General features: G+C 71.0%; 25 protein-coding genes. 5 read left to right on the top strand and 20 right to left on the bottom strand.

What is annotated here, in order from left to right:
- The first annotated feature begins 8 nt into the window (after window positions 1-8).
- Window positions 9-1,370 carry a DNA repair protein RadA gene (gene radA, locus ACIQFY_RS12660; protein WP_251154308.1) on the top strand — a complete coding sequence of 454 codons (1,362 nt, stop codon included), beginning with the start codon at window positions 9-11 and terminating at the stop codon, window positions 1,368-1,370.
- Between the two features lie 151 nt (window positions 1,371-1,521).
- Here radA and ACIQFY_RS12655 read toward each other — a convergent pair whose 3' ends face one another.
- Complete coding sequence (locus ACIQFY_RS12655) at window positions 1,522-1,905, bottom strand: SseB family protein (protein ID WP_251154309.1); 384 nt, start codon at window positions 1,903-1,905, stop codon at window positions 1,522-1,524.
- 343 nt (window positions 1,906-2,248) lie between these two features.
- On the opposite strand from ACIQFY_RS12655, the gene ACIQFY_RS12650 reads away from it, so the two are divergent.
- Window positions 2,249-2,455 carry a cold-shock protein gene (locus ACIQFY_RS12650; RefSeq protein WP_022904520.1) on the top strand — a complete coding sequence of 69 codons (207 nt, stop codon included), beginning with the start codon at window positions 2,249-2,251 and terminating at the stop codon, window positions 2,453-2,455.
- 349 nt (window positions 2,456-2,804) lie between these two features.
- Here the strand turns inward: ACIQFY_RS12650 and ACIQFY_RS12645 are convergent, their stop codons facing one another.
- From ACIQFY_RS12645 to ACIQFY_RS12635, 3 genes are all read right to left on the bottom strand, one after another.
- Window positions 2,805-2,972: a hypothetical protein gene (locus tag ACIQFY_RS12645; protein ID WP_209684597.1), complete on the bottom strand. Its 168-nt coding sequence runs from the start codon at window positions 2,970-2,972 to the stop codon at window positions 2,805-2,807.
- Between the two features lie 98 nt (window positions 2,973-3,070).
- On the bottom strand, window positions 3,071-3,763 hold the full coding sequence (locus tag ACIQFY_RS12640; RefSeq protein ID WP_400340339.1) for a hypothetical protein: 693 nt from the start codon (window positions 3,761-3,763) through the stop codon (window positions 3,071-3,073).
- A gap of 121 nt (window positions 3,764-3,884) precedes the next feature.
- Window positions 3,885-4,427 (bottom strand): amino-acid N-acetyltransferase, encoded by a 543-nt coding sequence (locus ACIQFY_RS12635; RefSeq protein ID WP_209684599.1) that lies wholly within the window; start codon window positions 4,425-4,427, stop codon window positions 3,885-3,887.
- 110 nt (window positions 4,428-4,537) lie between these two features.
- Here ACIQFY_RS12635 and ACIQFY_RS12630 point away from each other — a divergent pair, with 110 nt between their 5' ends.
- Both ACIQFY_RS12630 and ACIQFY_RS12625 read left to right on the top strand, forming a co-directional pair.
- Entirely contained in the window at window positions 4,538-4,990 is a 453-nt protein-coding gene (locus tag ACIQFY_RS12630; protein ID WP_326497129.1) for an SRPBCC family protein, read from the top strand.
- A gap of 97 nt (window positions 4,991-5,087) precedes the next feature.
- Window positions 5,088-5,906, top strand: a complete 819-nt coding sequence (locus ACIQFY_RS12625) for a hypothetical protein (protein WP_326497128.1) — start codon at window positions 5,088-5,090, stop codon at window positions 5,904-5,906.
- A gap of 253 nt (window positions 5,907-6,159) precedes the next feature.
- Here the strand turns inward: ACIQFY_RS12625 and ACIQFY_RS12620 are convergent, their stop codons facing one another.
- Window positions 6,160-8,676, bottom strand: coding sequence for an ATP-dependent Clp protease ATP-binding subunit (locus tag ACIQFY_RS12620; RefSeq protein WP_066651428.1), 2,517 nt, complete (start codon window positions 8,674-8,676; stop codon window positions 6,160-6,162).
- Between the two features lie 167 nt (window positions 8,677-8,843).
- On the opposite strand from ACIQFY_RS12620, the gene ACIQFY_RS12615 reads away from it, so the two are divergent.
- Window positions 8,844-9,776, top strand: coding sequence for an NAD(+)/NADH kinase (locus ACIQFY_RS12615; protein WP_400340336.1), 933 nt, complete (start codon window positions 8,844-8,846; stop codon window positions 9,774-9,776).
- A gap of 217 nt (window positions 9,777-9,993) precedes the next feature.
- Here ACIQFY_RS12615 and ACIQFY_RS12610 read toward each other — a convergent pair whose 3' ends face one another.
- The 15 genes from ACIQFY_RS12610 to tilS all read right to left on the bottom strand — a co-directional run bounded on the left by ACIQFY_RS12610 (window position 9,994) and on the right by tilS (window position 22,943).
- On the bottom strand, window positions 9,994-11,067 hold the full coding sequence (locus tag ACIQFY_RS12610) for a sigma-70 family RNA polymerase sigma factor (RefSeq protein WP_066651417.1): 1,074 nt from the start codon (window positions 11,065-11,067) through the stop codon (window positions 9,994-9,996).
- A gap of 346 nt (window positions 11,068-11,413) precedes the next feature.
- A complete protein-coding gene (locus tag ACIQFY_RS12605; protein WP_268746767.1) occupies window positions 11,414-11,545 on the bottom strand; it encodes a hypothetical protein in 132 nt (43 codons plus the stop codon).
- A 74-nt stretch (window positions 11,546-11,619) separates the two neighbouring features.
- Complete coding sequence (locus tag ACIQFY_RS12600; RefSeq protein ID WP_400340333.1) at window positions 11,620-11,763, bottom strand: hypothetical protein; 144 nt, start codon at window positions 11,761-11,763, stop codon at window positions 11,620-11,622.
- A gap of 54 nt (window positions 11,764-11,817) precedes the next feature.
- Complete coding sequence (locus tag ACIQFY_RS12595; protein ID WP_066651415.1) at window positions 11,818-12,021, bottom strand: hypothetical protein; 204 nt, start codon at window positions 12,019-12,021, stop codon at window positions 11,818-11,820.
- A 113-nt stretch (window positions 12,022-12,134) separates the two neighbouring features.
- A complete protein-coding gene (lysS, locus tag ACIQFY_RS12590) occupies window positions 12,135-13,670 on the bottom strand; it encodes a lysine--tRNA ligase (RefSeq protein WP_400340332.1) in 1,536 nt (511 codons plus the stop codon).
- A gap of 120 nt (window positions 13,671-13,790) precedes the next feature.
- Window positions 13,791-14,483 carry a Rossmann-like and DUF2520 domain-containing protein gene (locus tag ACIQFY_RS12585; RefSeq protein WP_400340331.1) on the bottom strand — a complete coding sequence of 231 codons (693 nt, stop codon included), beginning with the start codon at window positions 14,481-14,483 and terminating at the stop codon, window positions 13,791-13,793.
- The gene (locus ACIQFY_RS12580; RefSeq protein WP_400340330.1) at window positions 14,480-16,243 is read right to left on the bottom strand and encodes a PH domain-containing protein; all 1,764 of its coding nucleotides are present in this window, start codon (window positions 16,241-16,243) and stop codon (window positions 14,480-14,482) included. Before ACIQFY_RS12580 ends, ACIQFY_RS12585 begins: the two co-directional genes overlap by 4 nt.
- Before the next feature lie 9 nt (window positions 16,244-16,252).
- Window positions 16,253-16,774: a PH domain-containing protein gene (locus ACIQFY_RS12575; RefSeq protein ID WP_400340328.1), complete on the bottom strand. Its 522-nt coding sequence runs from the start codon at window positions 16,772-16,774 to the stop codon at window positions 16,253-16,255.
- A gap of 22 nt (window positions 16,775-16,796) precedes the next feature.
- Window positions 16,797-17,285 carry a DUF3180 domain-containing protein gene (locus ACIQFY_RS12570; RefSeq protein WP_066651410.1) on the bottom strand — a complete coding sequence of 163 codons (489 nt, stop codon included), beginning with the start codon at window positions 17,283-17,285 and terminating at the stop codon, window positions 16,797-16,799.
- Window positions 17,282-17,815 (bottom strand): 2-amino-4-hydroxy-6-hydroxymethyldihydropteridine diphosphokinase, encoded by a 534-nt coding sequence (gene folK, locus ACIQFY_RS12565; RefSeq protein WP_400340327.1) that lies wholly within the window; start codon window positions 17,813-17,815, stop codon window positions 17,282-17,284. Before folK ends, ACIQFY_RS12570 begins: the two co-directional genes overlap by 4 nt.
- Window positions 17,812-18,201: a dihydroneopterin aldolase gene (gene folB, locus ACIQFY_RS12560; protein ID WP_066651406.1), complete on the bottom strand. Its 390-nt coding sequence runs from the start codon at window positions 18,199-18,201 to the stop codon at window positions 17,812-17,814. The genes folK and folB overlap by 4 nt, the downstream gene beginning before the upstream one ends.
- On the bottom strand, window positions 18,198-19,202 hold the full coding sequence (gene folP, locus ACIQFY_RS12555; protein WP_400340325.1) for a dihydropteroate synthase: 1,005 nt from the start codon (window positions 19,200-19,202) through the stop codon (window positions 18,198-18,200). Before folP ends, folB begins: the two co-directional genes overlap by 4 nt.
- A gap of 6 nt (window positions 19,203-19,208) precedes the next feature.
- Window positions 19,209-21,197, bottom strand: coding sequence for an ATP-dependent zinc metalloprotease FtsH (gene ftsH, locus ACIQFY_RS12550; RefSeq protein ID WP_066651404.1), 1,989 nt, complete (start codon window positions 21,195-21,197; stop codon window positions 19,209-19,211).
- Window positions 21,198-21,362: 165 nt separating this feature from the next.
- Window positions 21,363-21,914, bottom strand: a complete 552-nt coding sequence (gene hpt / locus ACIQFY_RS12545; RefSeq protein ID WP_031272831.1) for a hypoxanthine phosphoribosyltransferase — start codon at window positions 21,912-21,914, stop codon at window positions 21,363-21,365.
- 9 nt (window positions 21,915-21,923) lie between these two features.
- The gene (gene tilS, locus ACIQFY_RS12540) at window positions 21,924-22,943 is read right to left on the bottom strand and encodes a tRNA lysidine(34) synthetase TilS (RefSeq protein WP_400340322.1); all 1,020 of its coding nucleotides are present in this window, start codon (window positions 22,941-22,943) and stop codon (window positions 21,924-21,926) included.
- Window positions 22,944-22,946: the final 3 nt, after the last annotated feature.

The following is a 22,946-nucleotide window of genomic DNA, read 5'->3' as shown; positions in this document are numbered from 1 at the left end:
CTCGAGCCATGGCGCGCACCCAGTCCCTCTACCGCTGCACCGAGTGCGGGTGGACCAGCATCAAGTGGGTCGGCCGCTGCGGTGAGTGCCAGGCGTGGGGCACGGTCGAGGACACGACGGCGGCCGCGGCGAGCTCGCGCGGTACCGCTGCCGTCTCCGTCGCCGGAGCGCGCGTGGCCCGACCGATCACCGAGGCCCGCGGGACCGGGGTCCAGCGGTGGACGTCCGGCATCGGTGAGTTCGACCGCGTCCTGGGCGGCGGCATCGTGCCCGGGGCCGCCGTGCTGCTCTCCGGCGAGCCGGGCGTGGGCAAGTCGACGCTCCTGCTCGAAGTCGCCTCCCGTGCGGCAGCGACCGGCAAGCGGGTCCTCTACGTCAGCGCCGAGGAGTCGGTGGACCAGGTCCGACTCCGCGCCGAGCGCACGAACGCCATGCACGACCAGCTCTACCTGGCGAGCGAGGTCGACCTCGGCGTCATCCTCGGGCAGATCGACCAGGTGCAGCCGGACCTGGTGATCGCCGACTCCGTGCAGACGATCTCGTCGAGCACCGTGGACGGCATCGCCGGCGGCACCTCCCAGGTGCGCGAGGTCGCTTCCACGCTCATCCGGGTGGCGAAGGAGCGGTCACTGCCGGTCCTCATCGTCGGCCACGTCACGAAGGACGGCACGATCGCGGGTCCGCGACTGCTCGAACACCTGGTCGACGTCGTCTGCCACTTCGAGGGCGACCGGCAGACCGCGCTCCGGTTCGTGCGAGCGCTCAAGAACCGCTTCGGCCCGACGGACGAGGTCGGTTGCTTCGACATGGCCGGAGACGGGATCCACGAGGTCCCGGACCCGAGCGGACTCTTCATGTCGCGGAACGGCACCCCGGTGTCGGGCACGTGCGTGACCGTGGCACTCGAAGGACGCCGTGCGCTCCCGGTCGAGGTGCAGGCGCTCGTCGTGCCGAGCTCGGCACCGCAGCCGCGCCGGGTCGTGAACGGCGTCGACGCGTCACGCGTGGCGATGCTGCTCGCTGTGCTCGAACGACGCGCCGGCCTGAAGCTGTCCGATGCGGACGTCTACGTCTCGACGGTCGGCGGGATGAAGCTCACCGAACCGGGCGCCGACCTGGCGATCGCGCTGGCCCTGGCGAGCGCGGCGCGGGACCGTCCGTACCCGCACACGCTCGCGGCGGTGGGCGAGATCAGCCTGGCGGGCGAGATCCGTCCGGCGACGGGCGCGAAGCAGCGCGCGAACGAGGCCTCGCGGCTCGGGTTCACCACCGTGCTCGGCGCGGACGCCGAGCACCTGCGCGAGGCGCTGCGGGTCGCGTTCTCTCTGACGCAGTCGGTCCGTGAACGCGAGCTCGACCGCGCGTTCTGACCGGAACCGGAACGGACAGCCCGGACCGGACCAGACGAGATCTGACCGAACCGAACCGGACCAGGCCGGACCGGACCGATCGCCCGTGGCGAGCCGCAGGACGGTCGCGCGTCGCGCCTCCAGAGCGAACCGACGCCGCCCAGGCCCGCGACTACGCGCGGAGCGCCGCCAGCAGGTCTGACGGTGCCGCCTGCATCGTGTGGGGCCCGGCGATGTCGAAGAACACGCCCTCGAGCGAGTCGAGGTGCGCCGCCAGGAACTCGTCGAGCCGCGGCCCGTCGTAGACCATGACCTGGCGGACCTTCTCGTCCGGGACCATCGCGGTGTACGCGTCGGCGGACGAGAAGAGCAGCAGGATGCGCTTGTCCGAGCCCTCGCGGCCGAAGACGCGGACCTGCATGTCCTTCTTGCCGGTGACGAGCCGGGGGACGATCACGATGTCGTTCCGCAGGGCGAACGCGACCGCGGCGACGTCCTGCTTCGCGAGGGCCTCCTCGAGCTGCTCGCTCCGGAAGCGCTGTTCCTTGTCTGCCATCACCCCTAGTCCACCAGATCTGCACGCCGACGGCGAACAGGAACGGCTGCGAGGCGGAGATCCTGCACAGAAGTGGGCGCTGCCTCTTCCATTGCGGCCACAGCACGGTAGGTTGGTCTCAACCGCTTCGGCGGGAGTCCATCGTTCTTCCGGTGCTCTGCACCTTCGAGCGCCATCGGTCACTGATCTTCCCAGGTCGCCTGGCCCCGAACCCGTCCCACCGGCCCATGCCCGCGGGACGCACTGATCTGACGACAACCGTCGGTGGATCGGCGGCAGCAAGAGCCGTCTCGCAAGACAGGCAACGAACGTGGCCTGGCAAGAAAGTTAAGGAAACGCCATCATGGCAACTGGCACCGTCAAGTGGTTCAACAACGAAAAGGGCTTCGGCTTCATCGCTCCGGACGACGGCAGCGCCGACGTCTTCGCGCACTTCTCCGCGATCGCTGGCAACGGCTACAAGTCGCTCGAGGAGAACCAGAAGGTCGAATTCGAGATCACCGAGGGCCGCAAGGGCCCGCAGGCCGAGAACATCTCGGTCATCGGCTGACCTCAGCTGCTCGGAACGGGCTCGTCGTCTTCGGACGGCGGGCCCGTTCGCATGTCCAGGCGGCGTCGCTTCCGGGCAGCGCCGCCTCGGGTCAGCGCCGCCTCCGGACAGCCTCGCCTCCAAGAGGCGCTGCTTCCGCGCAGCGCCGCTTCCGGACAAATCGCTAGACGCCCTAGCGAAGTGACGTAGCGTGGTGGCATGACTTCCACGCACCACGGACCGGAAGACAGCGCGCAGCCGTTCGACATGCAGACGTTCCTCGACGACTTCATGACCGGACTCGAACCGGGTTCGGCCGAGGAGCAGCTCTAGGAGGAGGTCCGGGAGCAGCCCCTCGGCAGCAGCGCCGCTACTCGCTCCGGACGCCGTCCGACCAGATCGTGTCGTCCGCGGGCTCGAACAGACCGCGCTTCGCGCGCTTCCGGAGCCCCTTGAGCGTCGCGATCTTCACCGGCTCGACGCCGTGATCGCGCTCGTAGGCCGAGGCTGACTCCCGCACGATTCCCTGATCCGACACTCTGTCAGCATGACGCAGAGTCGACAGCTCCCAGTACTGAGTGCGTCACTCGGATGACGTGCCGGGCGCGCCGCAGGGTGGATCGTCGCAGGGCCGCGTCAGTTCAGCACGAACTGCGCCGACTCCTTCGACTCCAGGTCCCCCACCGACACCTGCAGGTGGTAGCTCGCCCCGCCACCGGGCACCGACGGCCGAGCCCCGTCGCACGTGGTCGTCGACGAGCGCGTGCGGTCCCAGGCGATCACCGGTGTGGTGAGCTCCTGCCCCGCCTTGATGGTGACGTCCTGGTTCGTCCCGCCCGTCTGGCAGTCCTTCGACGACCAGTACTGCTCCTGCCCGGAGCTGATCGTCAGGACCTGCTGCGCCGAGCCGAGGTCCAGGTGGCACGAGTCGGAGCCGGTGTTCGTGATCGACATCGCGATCTGCGGGTCCTCGGTCGGCCCGTAGGTGCCCTTGTCGACGACCGGCGTGAGCTCGATCTGGTCCTCGGAGCACGTCGTGGCGTCACCGGAGGCCGAAGCGGGTGCCGTGGCGGACGCCGACGGGGCGGGTGATGCCCCGGCGCCGGCCGGAGCGGTCGGCCCCCCGGACGCCGACGGGGCGAGCGAGGCCCCACCACCAGCCGACGGCGAGGCCCCCGGGGCCGACGCGGACGAGGCCCCGCTCCCCCGCCCGACCACGATCAGCACGACCACCACGACGACGAGCAGCAACACGCCGGCGACGAGCGCGCGACGACGCCAGTAGACACCGGACGACTCGGGTCCGACAGGGTGACGGAACGACGACATGCGCACAGGGTAGGGCGAACGGGTCTCTCCGCAGCGACGCGACGCCGATGCGCAGCCGAACGCGTCAGCAATCCACAGGCAGCGGATCGCCGGTCAGAGGCCCCTGGCCGAAGGATCCCGGTCAGAGGATCTTCAACATGCGGGTGTTGCCGAGCGTGTTCGGCTTCACCCGGGCGAGGTCGAGGAACTCCGCGACCCCCTCGTCCGACGAGCGCACGAGCTCGGCGTACACGTCCGGCGACACGACCTGCTCGCCGATCTCCAGGTACCCGTGCTTCGCGAAGAACTCGACCTCGAAGGTCAGGCAGAAGATGCGGGCGACGCCGAGCTCCCGGGCGTCGTGCTCGAGCGCCTCGAGCATCCGGTGGCCGACCCGCTTGTGGATCCAGTCGGCGTCGAGCGCGAGCGTGCGGACCTCGGCGATGTCGTCCCAGAACACCGCGAGGGCACCGCAGCCGATCGGCGTGCCGTCCGGCCCCTCGGCGATCCGGAACTGCTGGATCGAGCCGTAGAGCGCGACGTTCTCCTTGCCGAGCAGGATGCGCCGGTCGACGTACGGAGCGATGAGCCGCTGGATGTGCGGCACGTCCGAGGCCAGGGCCGGGCGCACCCGGATGCCGTGCTCGTCCCGTTCGTCGAACGCGTGCTTCCCGTTGCCACTCATCCCGTCGAGCATACGGCGCAGCAGGGGGACACTGCCCTGGGGACCCTCCAGCCGGACCGGCATAGCGTCGGTCACGAACCCGAAGAGCACGACGAAACGAAGGAGCGACCATGCCCCAGATCATCGAGACCGTCGACGTCAACGTCCCCGTCCGCCAGGCCTACGACCAGTGGACCCGGTTCGAGGAGTTCCCCCACTTCCTCGACGAGGTCGAGAAGATCGTCCAGGTCGACGACAAGACCACCGACTGGACCGTCAAGGTCGCCGGTCAGGAGCGCCAGTTCCGCGCCGTCATCACCGAGCAGCACCCGGACGAGCGCGTCGCGTGGACCGTCAAGGACGGCGACACCGACCACGCGGGCGTCGTCACGTTCCACAAGCTGTCCGACAACGAGACCCGCGTCACCGCGCAGATCGACTGGGAGCCGTCGGGCTTCCTCGAGAAGCTCGGCTCCGCGGTCGGCGTCGGTGGTCACGCGGTCAAGAAGGACCTGCAGAACTACAAGGAGCGCGTCGAGAACGCCCCGACCGAGCCGGGCTGGCGCGGCGACGTCCAGGCCTAGGACCCGCAGCACGACGGACGGGAGGCGCGGTGCCAGCTGGCACCGCGCCTCCCGTTCCGCTGTGGACGGGACCGCACGCACACGTCACCCTGGCAGGGTGGACACCATGCAGCTCGTCCGCACCGCCGTCACCGGCACCGTGATCGCCACCGCCGGCAGCGTCGCCCTCGGGGCCGCCGCCGCTCGCCGGCTCCTCCGCCCCGCACCGTTCGTGCCCCCGGAGTCCGAGCTGGTGTACGCCGACGAGCGGTCCGTCCCGGGCACCGAACCGGACGGCGTCGTCGGGCGCACCCACGTCGTCCACGTGCACGGCCAGTCGCTCGGCCCGCAGCAGGTCCTGCGTGGCCTGCGCGTCTGGCGGGAGCTCGGCGCCTCCAACCAGGTGGTCGACACGTCCGACCTGCCGCTGCGCTCCCTCGATCCCGCCGCGGTCGACCGCGTCGCCGCAGCCGCGCACGCCGCGCGTGCCCGCGGAGCCGATCGGGTGGTGCTGCAGGGTTGGTCCGCCGGCGCCCTCGCTGCCTCCGCCGCGGCGGCACGCACGCCGGTCGACGGCATCGTCGGGGTCGCACCGCTCCTCGACGTCCGGTCGGCCCTGCGCGGCGCCGTGACGACCGCGCGCTTCCCGGCGGCCGTCGGTGTGGTCGCGGGACGGATCGCGACCACACCGGGTCTCAGCCGCCTCGCCGGGGTGCCCTACCCCCTCACGGTCACCCGCTGGCAGGACGACCGCACGCCCACCCTCCTGCTGCACTCGACGGCCGATGCCCTGGTGGCAGCGGCCGACGTCGAGACGCACCGCGCCCGCGGCGCCCGGGTCGAGACCTTCGCGCACGCCCGGCACACGCTCGAGTGGAACGAGGACCCGGAGCGCTGGGAGCGCGCCGTCAGGGAGTTCGCCGCGACGCTCGGCTGACGGACACTCACCGGAACGAGAAGTGGCCCCGGTCGGGGGGAGACCGGGGCCACTGACGTCCGACCTGTTGGGGGAACCAGCCGGACGTCGGTCGCGAGGTGTTGGGGGGAACCCTCGCACGAACAACGGTACCCCCCGCCCGGGGGTCGCGTCCGCAGCGCACGCCGGAACCCGCACACGGATCCGCGACCACGAACGGACGGAAGGCGCGGTGCCAGCCGGCACCGCGCCTCCCGTCCGAGTGGAACCGGTCCTAGGACTCGATCTCGCCCTGCGGGGTCTCCGCGGACTCGACCGCGGGAGCCCCGGCGAGGACCTCTTCGCGACCCGGCTGGCGCCCGGTCTCGAAGTCGAACTTCCCGTCCACGAAGTCGACCTTCACGTGGTCGCCCGCGTTGAGCTCACCCTGCAGGATGTGCTCGGACAGCTGGTCCTCGACCTCGTGCTGCATCGCGCGACGCAGCGGACGAGCACCGAGTGCCGGGTCGAAGCCGACCTTGATGAGCTGCTCCTTGGCGGCGAGCGTCAGCTCCACCGTCATGTCGCGGTCCAGCAGGCGGTCCGCCAGGCGCTTCACGAACAGGTCCACGATCTGCAGCAGCTCGGACTGCGAGAGCTGCGGGAACACGATCGTGTCGTCGACACGGTTCAGGAACTCGGGCTTGAAGTGCTTCTTGAGCTCCTCGTTCACCTTCGAGCGCATGCGGTCGTAGCCCACGGCCGAGTCACCCTCGACCTGGAAGCCCACCGGGCCACCCGCGATGCCCTGCGAACCGAGGTTCGTGGTCATGATGATGACGGTGTTCTTGAAGTCGACCACGCGGCCCTGACCATCGGTCAGACGACCCTCTTCGAGGACCTGCAGCAGCGAGTTGAAGATGTCCGGGTGGGCCTTCTCGATCTCGTCGAACAGGACCACGGAGAACGGCTTGCGGCGCACCTTCTCGGTGAGCTGGCCGCCCTCCTCGAAGCCGACGAACCCGGGAGGGGCACCGAACAGTCGCGAGACCGTGTGCTTCTCACCGAACTCCGACATGTCGAGGGAGATCAGCGCGCCCTCGTCGTCGAACAGGAACTCGGCGAGCGCCTTGGCGAGCTCGGTCTTCCCGACGCCCGTGGGGCCGGCGAAGATGAACGAGCCCGAGGGGCGGTTCGGGTCCTTCAGACCGGCACGGGTACGACGGATCGTCTTCGAGAGGGCCGAGATGGCCTCCTCCTGACCGATGACGCGCTCGTGCAGGGCCTTCTCCATGAAGACGAGACGCGAGGTCTCCTCCTCCGTGAGCTTGAACACCGGGATGCCCGTGGCCTGCGCCAGGACCTCGGCGATGATGCCCTCGTCGACGGTGCCGGACGCGGCGACGTCACCCGCACGCCACTGCTTCTCGAGGCGGAGACGCTCGCCGAGGAGCTTCTTCTCCTCGTCGCGCAGGCTCGCGGCCTTCTCGAAGTCCTGCTCCTCGATCGCGGCTTCCTTCTGCCCGCGGACCGTCGAGATCTTCTCGTCGAACTCGCGGAGCTCCGGCGGCGCCGACAGGATCGACAGGCGGAGGCGTGCGCCGGCCTCGTCGATCAGGTCGATGGCCTTGTCCGGCAGGAAGCGGTCCTGCACGTAGCGGTCCGCCAGGTTCGCCGCGGCGACGATCGCGCCGTCGGTGATGGACACCTTGTGGAACGCCTCGTACTTGTCGCGGAGGCCCTTGAGGATGTTGATCGCGTGCGGCAGCGACGGCTCGTTGACCTGCACCGGCTGGAAGCGACGCTCGAGTGCGGCGTCCTTCTCGAAGTGCTTGCGGTACTCGTCGAGCGTGGTCGCACCGACCGTCTGCAGCTCACCGCGGGCGAGGAGCGGCTTGAGGATCGACGCGGCGTCGATCGCGCCCTCGGCAGCACCGGCACCGACGAGCGTGTGGATCTCGTCGATGAAGACGATGATGTCGCCGCGGGTGCGGATCTCCTTCGTGACCTTCTTGAGGCGCTCCTCGAAGTCACCGCGGTAGCGGGACCCGGCGATGAGCGACCCGAGGTCGAGCGAGTAGAGCTGCTTGTCCTTCAGCGTCTCCGGGACGTCACCCTTGACGATCGCCTGGGCGAGGCCCTCGACGACCGCGGTCTTGCCGACGCCCGGCTCACCGATCAGGACGGGGTTGTTCTTGGAGCGGCGGGAGAGGATCTGCATGACCCGCTCCATCTCCTTCTCGCGCCCGATGACCGGGTCGAGCTTGCCGTCGCGCGCCGCCTGGGTGAGGTTCCGACCGAACTGGTCGAGGACCTGCGAACCCTGCTGGGCGTTCTGCTGCTGCTCGCCGCCGACGGCGACCGCTTCCTTGCCCTGGTACCCGGACAGGAGCTGGATGACCTGCTGACGGACGCGGTTGAGGTCCGCACCGAGCTTGACGAGGACCTGGGCGGCGACGCCCTCGCCCTCGCGGATGAGGCCGAGCAGGATGTGCTCGGTCCCGATGTAGTTGTGGCCGAGCTGCAGCGCCTCGCGCAGGGACAGCTCGAGCACCTTCTTGGCGCGCGGCGTGAACGGGATGTGCCCGGTCGGCTGCTGCTGGCCCTGCCCGATGATGTCCTGGACCTGCTCGCGGACGGCATCGAGCGAGATGCCCAGCGACTCCAGCGCCTTGGCGGCGACGCCCTCGCCCTCGTGGATGAGGCCGAGGAGGATGTGCTCGGTGCCGATGTAGTTGTGGTTGAGCATCTTCGCTTCTTCTTGAGCGAGGACGACAACACGACGGGCTCGGTCGGTGAATCTCTCGAACATGTGCTCTCCCTTGCCGGGCTCGTGGGAGCTCGGTGACGTACATCGAGACTAACCAGCGGACCCCCGCAGGGCTGCCCCTGTTCGCCGTGGGCGTGACCTCTCTTCGCCCGGTGGCCCGCGACCTCCGCACCTGCCGTCGACCAGGCCCGGACGGTTACGATCTGGGCATGGAGCAGCCCGTCGTCGGACTCGTCGTCCACCCCACCAAGAACGTGCAGGAGTCGATCGCGACCCTGCAGGGGTGGAACGCCTCCGGACTGGGCCGGCTCGTCGCCCGGCGGGCGGACGCCCAGCGCATCGGCGGCGACGTCGAGGTGATCGGCGACGACGACTTCACCGACCAGGTCGACCTCGTCGTCGCACTCGGTGGGGACGGCACGATGCTCGGTGCGATGCGGCTCGTGGCGAAGCGTCCGGTGCCCGTGCTCGGTGTGAACTACGGCAACGTCGGCTTCCTGGTCGAGATCGAGCCGCCCGAGCTCGAGGCCGCGCTCGACCGGTTGTCCGCCGGCGAGTACCAGCTCGAACCGCACCATGCACTCGAGGCCCGACTGTCGTGGGGTGGCGCGCGGACGGACTACCTGGCGTTCAACGACCTGACGATCGTGCGACGGCCGGGAGCCGGGCAGGTGTCCGCCGACCTCAGCGTGAACGGGCTCGGCTACGGGTACTACCGTGCGGACGCCGTCGTCGCCGCGACCCCCGCAGGGTCCACCGCGTACAACTACGCGGCCGGCGGTCCCGTGCTCTCCCCGGCGCTCTCCGGCTCCGTGGTGACGCCGGTCGCCCCGATGGCGGGCATCGACCGCGCCGTGGTCCTGGCGGCACGGGAGCGCTACCGCTTCGACATCGCCGAGGGGACCCGGAGCGCGGCCCTCGAGGTCGACGGCCTCGTCGTGGGCGAGGTCGCCACCGGCGCGCAGATCGACATCCGACTGCGGAAGGACGCCGGCAGCGTGGTGCGCCTGGATGCCGAGCGGCACGGACGCACCGGCCGGGTGAAGCTCAGCCTGCTCGACCTGCCGGTCCGCCCGGACCAGCTCATCGAGCTCATCCCGCAGGACCTGCGCCAGAAGCTCGGCCGCGAGATCGAGGACTAGCGGCCCAGGCCGCGGCAGGGCGGGACCGCAGCGACCCGGACAGCGGGACCCCGAGCAGCGGGACCGCAGCGCCCCGGACCGCGGGACCCCGGACAGCGAAGTGGCCCGCCCAGGCAGTGCCTGGACGGGCCGTCCCATCACCCCACCGGAACGCCTTCCCACAGGACGACCCGGTTCCCCGTGCCGACGCTCACGCGCCGGCCGAAGCCTGCTGACCTCAGTCGGTCAGGTACAGCTGCATGTCCTGGCTCACGGCCTTCGCGAACAGGCGCAGCTTGGCACGCGACTCGACGCGGCTGACCGCCTGGCGCGTGGTGTGCACGATCTTCGAGATCTCATCGAGCGTCATCGGCTTGTCGTCGTCCAGGCCGTAGCGCATGCGGATGACGTTGGCCTCGTCGGTCGGCAGCTCGGAGACGATCGACCGGATGTCGCGGTGCAGGAGCGTCGTCTCGGTCAGCTCGTTCGGGCTCGCGGCGTCCTCGTCCTCGATGAAGTCGCCGAGCTCGCTGTCGTCGGAGTCACCGACGACGGTGTGGATCGACACCGGCTCGTGCGAACGGCCCTTGAGGTCGAGGAGCTCCTCGGTGCTCATGCTGAGTTCGGCGGCGACCTCGTCGGGCATCGGCGCGCGGCCGAGGTCGACGGTCAGGTCACGCTCGGTGCGCGAGATCTTGTTGATGAGCTCGACGGTGTGCACCGGGATGCGGATGGTGCGCGCCTTGTCGGCGAGACCACGCGAGATCGCCTGGCGGATCCACCAGGTGGCGTAGGTCGAGAACTTGTAGCCCTGCGTGAAGTCGAACTTCTCGACCGCGCGGACCAGACCGAGGTTGCCCTCCTGGATGACGTCCATGAACGGCAGACCGCGCTGCGAGTACCGCTTCGCGATGCTCACGACGAGTCGGAGGTTCGAGGTGATCATGCGCTCCTTGGCGCGCTCACCGTCGCGGACGAGCCAGCGCAGCTCGCGCTGCAGCGTCTTGTCGATGCCGGCCTCGGTGGCGAGCTTCTCCTCGGCGAACAGGCCGACCTCGATGCGGCGGGCGATGTCCGCCTCTTCCTCGGCGGTCAGGAGCGAGAGGCGCCCGATGTGGCGCAGGTAGTCGCCGACCTGGTCGACCGAGGCGCCGCGGACACCCGCGAGCTGCTCGTCGGCCTCGACCTCGACGGCGTCGAGCGTGGTGGTCTCCACCGCGGTGACGGCGGTCTTCGCGGCTGCTGCCTTCTTGCTGCGGCGCGCGGTGGTGCCAGTGGTCGTCGTCTTCGGTGCTGCGGTCGCGATCGTCATGGTGACTCTCCCTGCGGTTCGACGGTGATGGCCTCGGTGGGGGGTGTTGACGAGTAAAGCGCTCCCGAGGTGTACCCCACAAACCGATCGGATCGATTCCCAGGGAACGTCGTGCTTCACCCGCAGAACTGTCCCCCGCGGGGTACAGGCATGCTGTCAGCATGGCCCCGTCAGATGCCCGCACACAAGGGGATGTTGCCGTGTTTCCGGTGTTGCAGGGATGTTTCATCGACGATCGCAAGCGTGTACCCCGGGCCGCTGCGCCGAGCGGACACGGAAAAGGGGTACGGCGTTCCGGATCGTCGTGATCCGGGTGCCGTACCCCGAAGAGCGCAGGGGCTCGGTGTCACCAGGAGGGTTCGAGCCACCCGTCCCGTCGCTCGGCGACCTCGAGGTCGGCGTCGAGGTCGAACTCGTCGTACTCGCTCTCGATGTCGCCGACGAGGCTGCGGCCGGTGAAGACGTGGGTGATGGACATGCGGACGATGCTCACCCGCGCGGACGACTGCCCGGCGACGACCGGGTGAACGGTCGGTGACCGACGCGGGGCGCTCAGACGTCGATGTCGTCGTCGTCATCGTCCTGCCAGACCGCGTCACGTGCGGCGTCGGGCAGGGCGGAGTGCCCGAAGGCGTCCTCGGGGTCGAGGTCAGCCGGGTCCGAGGGGGTCGACGACGGGGTGGGGCGTGCGGTCACCACGTCACTGCAGCACCCGTCGGTGAACGGGTGGTGACGGACTGCCGGGGAGGGCTACTCCGCCGAGCTCGGCGCAGGGGCCGGGCGGCCGTGCTCGCGCTCGAAGCGCGCTCGCTCCTCGGCCTCGACCTTGGCGTACGCGGACCGCTCGGTGCGGTCGGCACGCATGATCGCGCGCATCACGAACCAGAAGATCAGGCCGACGACGACGGTCGGCGTCACGGCGAAGATGATCCCGGTCACGACTCCATCTGGCACCGGAGCATCGTACCTCGCCCCGGTGACCGCCACCTGCCCGCGACGGGGCCCGCACGGACGGGAGGCGCGGTGCCAGCCGGCACCGCGCCTCCCGTCCGTCTCCGGTCGCGTCCCTACTTCACCAGCGGGAACAGGATCGTCTCGCGGATGCCGAGGCCGGTGATCGCCATGAGCAGGCGGTCGATCCCCATGCCCATGCCACCCGACGGCGGCATGGCGTGCTCGAGTGCGCGCAGGAAGTCCTCGTCGACGCGCATCGCCTCGGGGTCACCACCGGCGGCGAGCTTCGCCTGCTCGACGAAGCGCTCGCGCTGCACGACGGGGTCGACGAGCTCGGAGTACGCCGTCGCGAGCTCGAAGCCGCGGACGTAGAGGTCCCACTTCTCGACCACGCCGGGGCGGGTGCGGTGCTCGCGGGTGAGCGGCGAGGTGTCGACCGGGAAGTTCATCACGAAGGTCGGCGCGTGCAGGTCGTCCCCGTGGAAGTGCTCCCACAGCTCCTCGACGTACTTGCCGTGCGTGGCGTGCGCGACCTCGACGCCCTCGGCCTCGGCGAGCGCCACCAGCTCGGACAGCGGGGTCTCCGGGGTGATCTCCCGCCCGGCGGCCTCGGACAGCGAGCCGTACATGTCCATGCGGGCCCACTCGCCGCCGAGGTCGTACTCGGAACCGTCGGCGAGCGTCACGACGAGGGAGCCCCCGGTGACGGCCTTCGCCGCGTTCTGCACGAGCTCCTGGGTCAGGTCGGCCATCTGCTCGTAGTTGCCGTACGCCTGGTACGCCTCGACCATCGCGAACTCGGGCGAGTGCGACGAGTCGGCACCCTCGTTCCGGAAGTTCCGGTTGATCTCGAAGACCCGGTCGATCCCGCCGACGACGGCGCGCTTCAGGAAGAGCTCCGGCGCGATGCGCAGGAACAGCTCGGTGTCGAAGGCGTTCGAGTGCGTGACGAAGGGTCGGGCCGAGGCGCCGCCGTGCTGGGTCTGCAGCATCGGGGTCTCGACCTCGAGGTAGTCGTGTCCAGTGAACGTCTGTCGCAGCGAGGACATCACGGCAGCACGGGCGCGGACGGTCTCGCGGGCCTGGTCGCGGACGATCAGGTCGAGGTACCGCTGGCGGACCCGGGTCTCCTCGTTCAGTTCGTTGTGCAGGTTCGGCAGCGGCAGGATCGCCTTCGCCGCGATCGCCCACTCGTCGACCATGATGCTCAGCTCGCCACGACGCGAGGAGATCACACGGCCGTGCACGAAGACGTGGTCGCCGAGGTCGACGAACTCCTTCCAGCGGGCCAGGGACTCGTCGCCGACCTCGGCCAGCGAGACCATCGCCTGCACGCGGGCGCCGTCACCGGACTGCAGCGTCGCGAAGCAGAGCTTGCCGGTGTTGCGGGAGAACACGATGCGCCCGGCGAGCCCGACGACGTCCTGCGTCTCCTCGCCCGTCTCGAGGTGCGCGTACTGCTCGCGGACGGCGGGGATCGTCGTGGTGATCGGCAGCTCGGCCGGGTACGCCTCGATGCCGGCGTCCAGCAGCTTCGCCCGCTTGTCGAGCCGCACCTGTCGCTGTTCGCTGGTCTCGGCGGCGGCGAGCTCCTCGGCGGAGGGGCCGTCGCCCGAGGGCTCGGTGGCGGATGCGGTCTCGTCGGTCATGCTGTGCGGCTCCGATGGGGTCGTGGGGATGCACCGATGGTACCGGCCGCTCCGCTCCCGCCCGTCCCCGTTCCGACCAGCGGCGTGCAGGGCCCGCCCGGTGTCGGCGGGGAGCGGGCGCTAGTGGCCCGCCTGACCGTCGGCCGCGGCGAGCGCGTTGTCGACGGCCGAGCGCACGAGGGCGCCGAGCACGCGTCCGGGGCGCTCGACGCCGATGCCGGACAGCGTCCCGGCGGACTGGTCCACGATGGCGGTCGAGAACGACACCGCGGCGCGCACGGCATCCGCGTACGCCGGCCGGTCCTGCTCGGACACGACGAACGGCTCCGCACCCATCTCGACCACGAGCGCCTGGGCGATCGGCAGCACGGGCGCCGGGGCGGTCACCGCGCAGTGGGCGTCCCGGAGCCGGGCGAGGTCGACGCTCGTGCCGGTGAAGGCCATCGCCGGGTGGATCGCGAGCGGGATCGCGCCGGCCGACAGGGCGGGCCGCAGGACCTCGACACCGTGGTCCGGACTGGTGTGCACGACGAGCTGGCCCGGCTGCCAGATCCCGGCGTCCGCCAGGCCCTGCACGAGTCCGGCGAGCTGGTCGTCCGGGACGGCGAGCAGCACGAGCTCGCTGCGCTCGACCAGGTCGGGGGTCGCGAGGACGGGGGCACCGGGGAGCATCGCCTCGGCGCGGTCGCGGCCCGCGTCGGACACGGCCGTCACACCGACGACGGCGTGCTCGGCGTTCGCCAGGGCCGCCCCGAGCACCGGTCCGACCCGGCCCGCGCCGACGATGCCGACGCCGAGTCGTCCGGCCCTCACCGGGGCGCTCCGGGCGGCGGCACGTCGGACCAGCGGCCGGGAGGCACGGCCTGCGTCCCCCCGTCGGCCCGCCACGTTCCCGTGGGAGCTGCGTCGGCGGCGGTCGCCACCACCTGTCCGTCCGGGGCGTGCGTGGCGGGGGTGCGGCGGGCCTCCCGGGCGCGCCAGCGGTGCGTGGTGTCGACCGCCGCGGCCTCGACGGCGCGGTGCGCGCTCTCCGACCAGAGGCGCTGGGCGTCGAGCGCGTCCAGCGCGCCGATCCGCGCCGAGACCGGACCGGACACGGTGTGGACGTGTGCGGTCGCGAGCCGGAGCACCCGCTCGAGCGGCCCCTGCTCGACCTTGACGCTCTGCACGCGCGGCAGCGGCACGATCACGAGCGAGCGCCAGACGGCTCCGAGACGGAGCAGCACCGCACCCTGCACGAAGCGGTAGCCGTTGCGGCGGAACGAGAACGGGCGGAGCCACGCGCCGCGCCGCGGGGAGTGCACGAACCCGCCGCGGTCCCCCGTCGTCGTGAGGCTGTCGTCGACGACGTTGACCGCCTCGGAGGAGCCCTCGCGGAGCTCCTCGCGCGACGCCGTCGGTCCGACGACCGCGGTGCCGACGAGCCCCGGCAGGATGATGTCGAGGACCTCGCGGACGTCCTCGGCGCGACCGACCGGCAGCACGATCGAGGACACCTGCTGGTTGTTCGACGCCCCGTTGCCGGCGTTCGTCGCACGGTTGATGCGGACGTCCCACCAGCCGAACGGACGCCAGAGCAGCGGCTGCGCGACGCTCACCGCGTGGATGCGCCCGGGCGGCAGCGTCTCGTTCGACGTCGAGACGAGACCGAAGCCGATCCGGATGCCGTCGCGGGTCTCGGCGATCGTGTACTGCAGCGAGCGCGAGAACTTCCGGATGGTGTAGCCGCCGGCGCCGATCACCACCGGGAACAGACCGATCAGGATGCCGTACTCGCCCGTGATCGCGATGCTGACGATCATCGCGACGATCACCACGACGAAGAACACCGTCGTCCCGGAGAGCAACATCGACGCGATCAGGCGTCCGGGGTGCACCTTGACGATGCGCGTCGCGTGCACGGCGGCCGGGTCGAGCTCCGGCGAGAAGAGCTCGCCGACACGGTCCTGCAGCACGCCGTTCGAGTCGCGGCGGGCCGTCTCCTCGTCGTCCTGCGCGCCGGAGGCGAGCACGAGGATGCGCTGCCGGAGGTCGTCGGCTGCCCGCGCACCGAGGTACGCGAGCTGCACGTTGGCGTCGTTGCCGGCCTGGGCGATCTCGAGCTTCGCCGTCCCGAAGATCCGCGGGACCACGGGCCGCGAGATGTTGATGCCCTGGATCCGGTCGAGCCGCGCCTTGCGGTGGCTGCGGAACAGCACGCCCGAGCGGACCTCGACCACGTCGCCGGTCACGCGGAACTCGTGCATCCGCCAGGAGACGTAGAAGAGTCCGATCAGCACGACCAGGAGCACCACGATCCCGAGCAGCACCCAGCCGACGGCGCCGTGCTCCCAGACGTAGCGGACCGGGTCGCCGTCGTCCTGCGGTGCGCCGCCCGGGACGAAGAACTCGAGGAGCTGGTCCCGCAGGTTGTTGAGCACGTACCCGAGGACCACGATGAGGAAGATGCCGCCCTTGAGCAGCGGCGTCAGCGGGTGCAGGCGGTGCCACTCGCCGTCGGTCAGCGGAGCGGCAGCGGCAGCATCGCCACGCCGCGGTGGTGCGGGCGGCGGCGGTCCGGGTCGGAACGTCACGACGACTCCCTAGAGCCCGGCGCGGCGGGACTCGGCGAGCTCGACGAGCCGGTCGCGCAGCTCCTCGGCGTCGGCGGCGGGGATGCCCGGGATCCGCACGTTGGTCGCGGCGGCCGCGGTGACGAACTTCAGCTCACTGAGCCCGAGGATCCGGTCGAGCGGTCCGCGGTTCACGTCGACGAGCTGCATGCGGCCGTACGGCACCGCGGTGAAGCGCTGCCACATGAGCCCGCGGCGCAGCACGAGGTCGTCGTCGCGCAGGGCGTAGCCGATCGCTCGGACCCGACGGGGCGTCAGGACGGCGGTGACCAGCGCGACGAGGGCGACCACGATCGCGACGCAGCTCCACACCGTGCCGGCGGCGCCCCCGAACCCGCCGAAGAGCACCGCGAAGAGCACGCACCCGGCGGTCACGACGACCCCGACCACGATCGTGCTGACGAGCTCCGTCCAGACGAGCTTCGGCGACACCCGCGTCCACGTGGTCCCGGTCAGGCCGAGGCCCGGCTCGTCGAGTCGTTCCAGCGGCATCACGGCCTCCTGCGGTCGTCGGTCAGTTCGCCGTCGTCCCACCCCGCGGCAGGTCGTCGTCGTCGTCGCCCGGTGGCGGCGCCATGCACATCCGCTCGGCGACGAGCGCACACACCACGAGCACGAGACCGCCCCCGACCGCGACGGCGTTCGGCAGGACCGAGCCTAGCGGCGGCAGGGCCGACCTGGTCAGGAGGTACAGCAACAGTCCGGCCGCGAACGCCCCGAAGAGCGCACCGGCCAGGCTCGAGGCCTTCGCCAGGACGACCACGCGCGTGGCGTAGAGCGGGTCGACGGGGTGCTGCCGGGTCGCGCCGTCGCGGGCGTGACGGCGCACGGGTCGGGCCATCGCGACGACCGCGACGCCGATCAGCGCGAGCGTCACGCCGAGGGGCGTCGAGAGCAGCAGGGTGGGCGCCTGGCGCGAGGCCAGGACGGCGTCGAGCGCGAACCCGGCGACGACGGCGACGACCGCGACGCTGATCAGGGTGGAGGCGCGGGTGGGGTTCACGCGGCGGACCCCGACCCGGGCACGGCGTCGAAGAGCCGGGGCTCGTCGACGCGCTCGGTGTCGTCGCCGAGTCCGTCGAGCAGGTCCGCGACGCGTCCGGCGCCGGGCAGGACCGCGTCCGGGTCGGCGTCGAGCCACGGTGCGAGCACGAACGCGCGCTCCCCCGCCCGCGGGTGCGGGACGGTGAGCGTCCCGGAGTCGATCAGCAGGTCGTCGACGGCGATCACGTCGAGGTCGAGGGTGCGGTCGCCCCAGCGGACCTCGCGGGTGCGTCCGTGGTCGTCCTCGATGCGGTGCAGGGCGTCGAGCAGGTCGTGCGGCGCCAGGTCGGTGTCGACCACGACGACGCCGTTGCGGTACCGGGGCTTGCTGTCGTCGAGCCCGCCGAGCGTCAGGGCGACGGACTCGACCTCGTGGCTCGACGCCACCGGCCGGATGCCCGGCACGGCCACGATCGCCTGCGCCGCGGCCCGCAGGGTGCTCCCGCGGTCCCCGAGGTTCGCACCGAGGGCGATGACCGCCCGGCTCACTCTTCTTCCTCGTGGGACACCGATCCACCGCGGGTGCGGCGGATCGTGATCGAGACGTCGGAGAACGGCACCGTGATCGGCGCCTGGGGCTTGTGCACGGTGACCTCGACCGCGAGCGCCGCCCGGTGGGTGAGGACCGCGGACGCGATGCGCTCGGCGAGGGTCTCGATGAGGTCGACGGGCCCGCCCTCGATCTCGGCCACGACCTGCTCGGCGACGACCCCGTAGTGCACGGTGTCGGCCAGGTCGTCGGACCCCGACGACACCCGGGCGTCGACCTCGACCGCGACGTCGACGACGAAGTCCTGGCCGTCGGCGCGCTCGTGGTCGAACACGCCGTGGTTCCCCCGGGCACGGACCCCGGTCAGTCGGATGGTGTCCCTCACGATCGTGCTGCCCTCCAGGCATCCCAGACGTCGAGCACCGCACGGGTCGGTGCGGGGTCGTGCACTCGCACCCCCCACGCGCCGCGTTCGGCGGCGAGCAGGCTGATGGCGGCGGTGGCGAGGTCGCGGTCGCGCGGCGGTGCACCGGCAGCACTGCCGACACCGTCGAGGAACCGCTTGCGGGAGGCGGCGACGAGCACCGGCAGGCCGATCGAGGCGAAGCGCTCGTACCCGGCCAGGATCTCCCAGTTCTGGGCGCCGTGTTTGGCGAAGCCGAGGCCGGGGTCGATGACCACCTGCTCCTCGCGGACCCCGAGGACGATCAGTTCGGCGACGCGGAGCTCGACCTCGCGTCGAACCTCCTCGACCGCGTGCGCGTACTCGGCGTTCCGGTGCATCCGGTCGCTGTGCCCACGCCAGTGCATCACGACGAAGCCGGCACCGGTGTCGCGCACGACCCTGGCCATGTCGTCGTCGGCGAGGCCGCCCGAGACGTCGTTGACGATCGCAGCGCCGGCCTCGACCGCGCGCTCGGCGGTCGACGCGTTCATGGTGTCGACGCTCACCGCGATGCCCTCGGACACGAGCTGGCGGACGACCGGCAGGACGCGCTGCTGCTCGACCGCCACGGGCACCCGGTCGGCACCGGGTCGGGTGGACTCGCCGCCGACGTCGACCAGGTCCGCTCCGGCGCCCACGAGGTCGCGGGCGTGCGCGATCGCGGCGTCGACCGCCAGGTGCAGGCCACCGTCGCTGAACGAGTCCGGCGTGACGTTGAGGATGCCCATCACCCGCGTGCGGTCGTCCGGTCTGCCGGCGCTGCCGCTCGACGCGCGGTCACGCCGACGGCCGGTCACGATCTCGGGCACCGGTGCCGGCGCACGGAGGTCGATCGCGACCGTCGGCGGTTCCGCCGCGGCGGTCCGCGCCTCGTGCTCGGCGGCACGGGCGCGGTCCGCCTCGGCGAGGCGACGGGAGCGTCTCGTCGGCAGGTCGGTCATGCCGGCCTACGCGGGGGCGATACCGGGGTTGCCGAACGGGCGACGACGGGGCTTCGACGACGACTCGGTGTCGCCCTGCTCCGCCGCGGTCGACGCAGCCTTGCCCGGGAACTCGATCGCGGGCAGGTTCGAGACCGGACGACGGTCGCTCGAGAGCCACTGCGGGCGCTCCGGGAGCTTGCGGACGTCCTTGAAGATCTCGACGAGCTCCGGCGCGTCCAGCGTCTCCTTGTCGAGGAGCTCGCCGGCCAGGCGGTCGAGGATGTCGCGGTTGTCGTTGAGCACCTGGTAGGCCTCGTCGTGCGCCGCCTCGAGCAGGGCACGGGTCTCGGCGTCGACCGTCTCGGCGATGTTCTCCGAGTAGTCGCGTCCGCTGCTGCCGCCCATCTCGCGGCCGACGAACGGCTCGCTCGAGCCCGACCCGAGCTTGACGGAACCGACGGCACGACTCATGCCGTACTCGGTGACCATCTTGCGTGCGGTCGACGTGGCCTTCTCGATGTCGTTCGACGCACCCGTGGTCGGGTCGTGGAACACGATCTCCTCGGCGACGCGGCCACCCATGGCGTAGGTGAGCTGGTCGAGGAGCTCGTTGCGGGTCACGGAGTACTTGTCCTCGAGCGGGAGCACCATCGTGTAGCCGAGGGCGCGACCACGCGGCAGGATCGTGATCTTCGTCACCGGGTCGGTGTGGCGCATCGCGGCGGCGGCGAGGGCGTGACCACCCTCGTGGTACGCCGTGATCAGCTTCTCCTGGTCGGACATGATCCGTGTGCGGCGCTGCGGGCCCGCCATGACGCGGTCGACGGCCTCGTCGAGGGCGCGGTTGTCGATGAGCTGCGCGTTCGACCGGGCGGTGAGCAGAGCGGCCTCGTTGAGGACGTTCGCCAGGTCGGCACCGGTGAAGCCCGGCGTCTTGCGGGCCAGGAGCTCGAGGTCGACGCTCGCGGCGAGCGGCTTGCCCTTCGCGTGCACCTCGAGGATCTGCTTGCGACCCTGCAGGCTCGGGGCGTCGACGCCGATCTGGCGGTCGAAGCGGCCCGGACGCAGGAGCGCGGGGTCGAGGACGTCGGGGCGGTTCGTCGCCGCGATGAGGATGACGTTCGTCTTGCCGTCGAAGCCGTCCATCTCGACGAGGAGTTGGTTCAGCGTCTGCTCGCGCTCGTCGTTGCCACCGCCGATGCCGGCGCCACGGTGGCGGCCCACGGCGTCGATCTCGTCGATGAAGACGATCGCGGGGGCGTTCTGCTTGGCCTGCTCGAACAGGTCACGGACGCGGCTCGCACCGACACCGACGAACATCTCGACGAAGTCCGAACCGGAGATCGAGTAGAACGGCACGCCGGCCTCGCCCGCGACGGCGCGTGCGAGCAGGGTCTTGCCGGTGCCGGGAGGGCCGTACAGCAGCACGCCCTTCGGGATCTTCGCGCCGACCGCCTGGAACTTCGCGGGCTCCTGCAGGAACTCCTTGATCTCGTGGAGCTCCTCGATCGCCTCGTCCGAACCGGCGACGTCGGCGAAGGTGACCTGCGGGTTCTCCTTGTTGTTCATCTTCGCGCGCGACTTGCCGAACTGCATGACCTTCGAGCCGCCACCCTGGGCACTCGAGAGCAGGAACCAGAACAGGGCGCCGATGATGAGGAACGGCAGGATGATGCCGAGGAGCGACAGGAACCAGTTGCCCTGGTTCACCACGTCGTTGTACCCGTCGGGCAGGTTCGCGTCGTTGACGGCCGAGACGACCTCTTCGCCACGCGGCGTGGAGTAGTAGAACTGCTCCTTCGCGTTGCCGTCCTTGAGGGTCAGGTCGACGCGCTGCTCGGTCGAGTTGACGACCACGGACGAGACCTTGCCGTCGGCGAGCTGCTCGAGACCCTTCTGGGTGTCGATCTGCTGCGTGCCGGACTGTGCGATCACGCTCCAGCCGATGAAGATGCCGACCAGCGCGATGAGCACGTAGAGGTACGGGCCGCGGAAGATGCGCTTGAAGTTCATGTGATCCGGGCGCGATGGCCCGACACCTTTCTCTGCCGGAGTTGCGTGGAGGTCAGCATACGGCGGTGACTCTGTGGCGAGAATGGGTGTCCTCTGCGGGCGAACTCCACCCGTGCCCGGAGGGAGCCGTACGGGCCGCCCGTGGTCCGGACGGCCCGGCGGGCCTCAGGAGTAGACGTGCGGCGCGAGGACGCCGATGCCGCGCAGGTTGCGGTAGCGCTCGTCGAAGTCGAGGCCGTAGCCGACCACGAACGCGTCAGGGATCTCGAAGCCGGCGTACTTCACGTCGACCTCGACCTTGGCGGCCTCGGGCTTGCGGAGCAGCGCGACGATCTCGACGCTCGCGGCACCGCGGGACTCGAGGTTCTGCTTCAGCCAGGACAGCGTCAGGCCGGAGTCGATGATGTCCTCGACGATGATGACGTCGCGGCCGTGCAGGTCGGTGTCGAGGTCCTTGAGGATCCGCACGACGCCGGACGACTTCGTGCCGGAGCCGTACGACGAGACCGCCATCCAGTCCATGCGCGCCTGCATCTTGAGGTGCCGCGAGAAGTCCGCCATGACCATGACGGCGCCCTTCAGCACGCCGACGAGCAGCGGGTCCTTCCCCGCGTAGTCACGGTCGACCACCGCGGCGAGTTCGGCGAGCTTCTCGTCGATCTGCTCGGGGGTGAAGAGCACTTCGGACAGGTCTGCCTGGACGTCGGAGAGTTCCACCAGAGCACTCTAACGGGCGGCGAACGCGATGCGCTCGCCCTCGCGCGACGCCCGGACCCCCGGCAGGTCGACCGGGCCCTGCCCGCGCCAGTCGGTCACGAGCCGGCAGACCTCGAGCGTCTGCGTGCGGGACAGCGTCACGCCGAACTCCCCCTCGACCGCCAGGCGGACGAGTCGCTGCCGGAGCGCCGGCGGGTTCGCCAGCAGCTCCGGCACGGAGAGCGAGATGCCTGCCTCGGAGTGCTCGGCGAGGTCCTCCGCCATCTCCTCGGCGAAGTGGTCGAGTGCCGCGGCGTCCTCGCGGAGCTGCTCGGCGGTGCGGGCGAGCGCCTCGGGCACCCCCGCACCGAGCTCCCGCTCGAGCGCCGGCATCAGCGTGTTCCGGACGCGCACCCGTGCGTACGCGGGGTCGTCGTTCTGCGGGTCGTCCCACGGCACCAGGCCCGCGGCGACCGCCGCCTGCCGGGTCGTGTGCCGGCGGACCCCGAGGAGCGGCCGGCCGTACGCCGGCCCGGTCGCGCGTCGCACGAGCGGCGGCATGCCGGACAGCGCGTCCGGCCCGCTGCCCCGCAGCAGGCCGAGCAGCACGGTCTCGGCCTGGTCGTCGAGCGTGTGGCCGAACAGCACCAGGGGTGACCCGGTGTCGGCGGCGACCTCCGCGACGGCGGCGTGCCGTGCCTCCCGGGCGGCGCCCTCCGGACCACCGTCCGTGCCGACCGCGACCCTGCGGACCGTCACCGGGTCGAGACCCACCGACGCGGCCGTCCGGGAGGCACGGCTCGCCACCGCCTCGCTGCCCGCCTGGAGCGCGTGGTCGACCACGACCGCGCCGGCCCGCAGGTCCTGCTTCGGTGCCTCGAACGCGGTGGCCGCGGCGAGCGCGAGCGAGTCCGCTCCCCCGCTCAGCGCGACCGTGACCAGGTCGCCGCGGTGCAGCAGCCCTTCGTCACGAGCCTGGGCGAGGAGCGTCCGGACCGCCAGCCGGGTCGCGGCGACGGCCGGGTCCAACCGGGGACGCGGAGTGTTCACCCG

It is taken from the genome of Curtobacterium sp. NPDC092190 (assembly GCF_044755625.1).
Lineage (GTDB): Bacteria > Actinomycetota > Actinomycetes > Actinomycetales > Microbacteriaceae > Curtobacterium.
The sequence above is the reverse complement of the archived record's forward strand: the minus strand, read 5'-3'. Positions and strand labels throughout refer to the sequence as shown.

Coding starts and splice junctions, on each gene's coding strand:
- radA (WP_251154308.1), top strand. CDS start 9: ATGGCGCGCACCCAGTCCCTCTACCGCTGCACCGAGTGCGGGTGGACC.
- ACIQFY_RS12655 (WP_251154309.1), bottom strand. CDS start 1,905: ATGGCAGACAAGGAACAGCGCTTCCGGAGCGAGCAGCTCGAGGAGGCC.
- ACIQFY_RS12650 (WP_022904520.1), top strand. CDS start 2,249: ATGGCAACTGGCACCGTCAAGTGGTTCAACAACGAAAAGGGCTTCGGC.
- ACIQFY_RS12640 (WP_400340339.1), bottom strand. CDS start 3,763: ATGTCGTCGTTCCGTCACCCTGTCGGACCCGAGTCGTCCGGTGTCTAC.
- ACIQFY_RS12635 (WP_209684599.1), bottom strand. CDS start 4,427: ATGAGTGGCAACGGGAAGCACGCGTTCGACGAACGGGACGAGCACGGC.
- ACIQFY_RS12630 (WP_326497129.1), top strand. CDS start 4,538: ATGCCCCAGATCATCGAGACCGTCGACGTCAACGTCCCCGTCCGCCAG.
- ACIQFY_RS12620 (WP_066651428.1), bottom strand. CDS start 8,676: ATGTTCGAGAGATTCACCGACCGAGCCCGTCGTGTTGTCGTCCTCGCT.
- ACIQFY_RS12615 (WP_400340336.1), top strand. CDS start 8,844: ATGGAGCAGCCCGTCGTCGGACTCGTCGTCCACCCCACCAAGAACGTG.
- ACIQFY_RS12610 (WP_066651417.1), bottom strand. CDS start 11,067: ATGACGATCGCGACCGCAGCACCGAAGACGACGACCACTGGCACCACC.
- ACIQFY_RS12605 (WP_268746767.1), bottom strand. CDS start 11,545: ATGTCCATCACCCACGTCTTCACCGGCCGCAGCCTCGTCGGCGACATC.
- lysS (WP_400340332.1), bottom strand. CDS start 13,670: ATGACCGACGAGACCGCATCCGCCACCGAGCCCTCGGGCGACGGCCCC.
- ACIQFY_RS12575 (WP_400340328.1), bottom strand. CDS start 16,774: ATGCCGCTGGAACGACTCGACGAGCCGGGCCTCGGCCTGACCGGGACC.
- folP (WP_400340325.1), bottom strand. CDS start 19,202: ATGACCGACCTGCCGACGAGACGCTCCCGTCGCCTCGCCGAGGCGGAC.
- ftsH (WP_066651404.1), bottom strand. CDS start 21,197: ATGAACTTCAAGCGCATCTTCCGCGGCCCGTACCTCTACGTGCTCATC.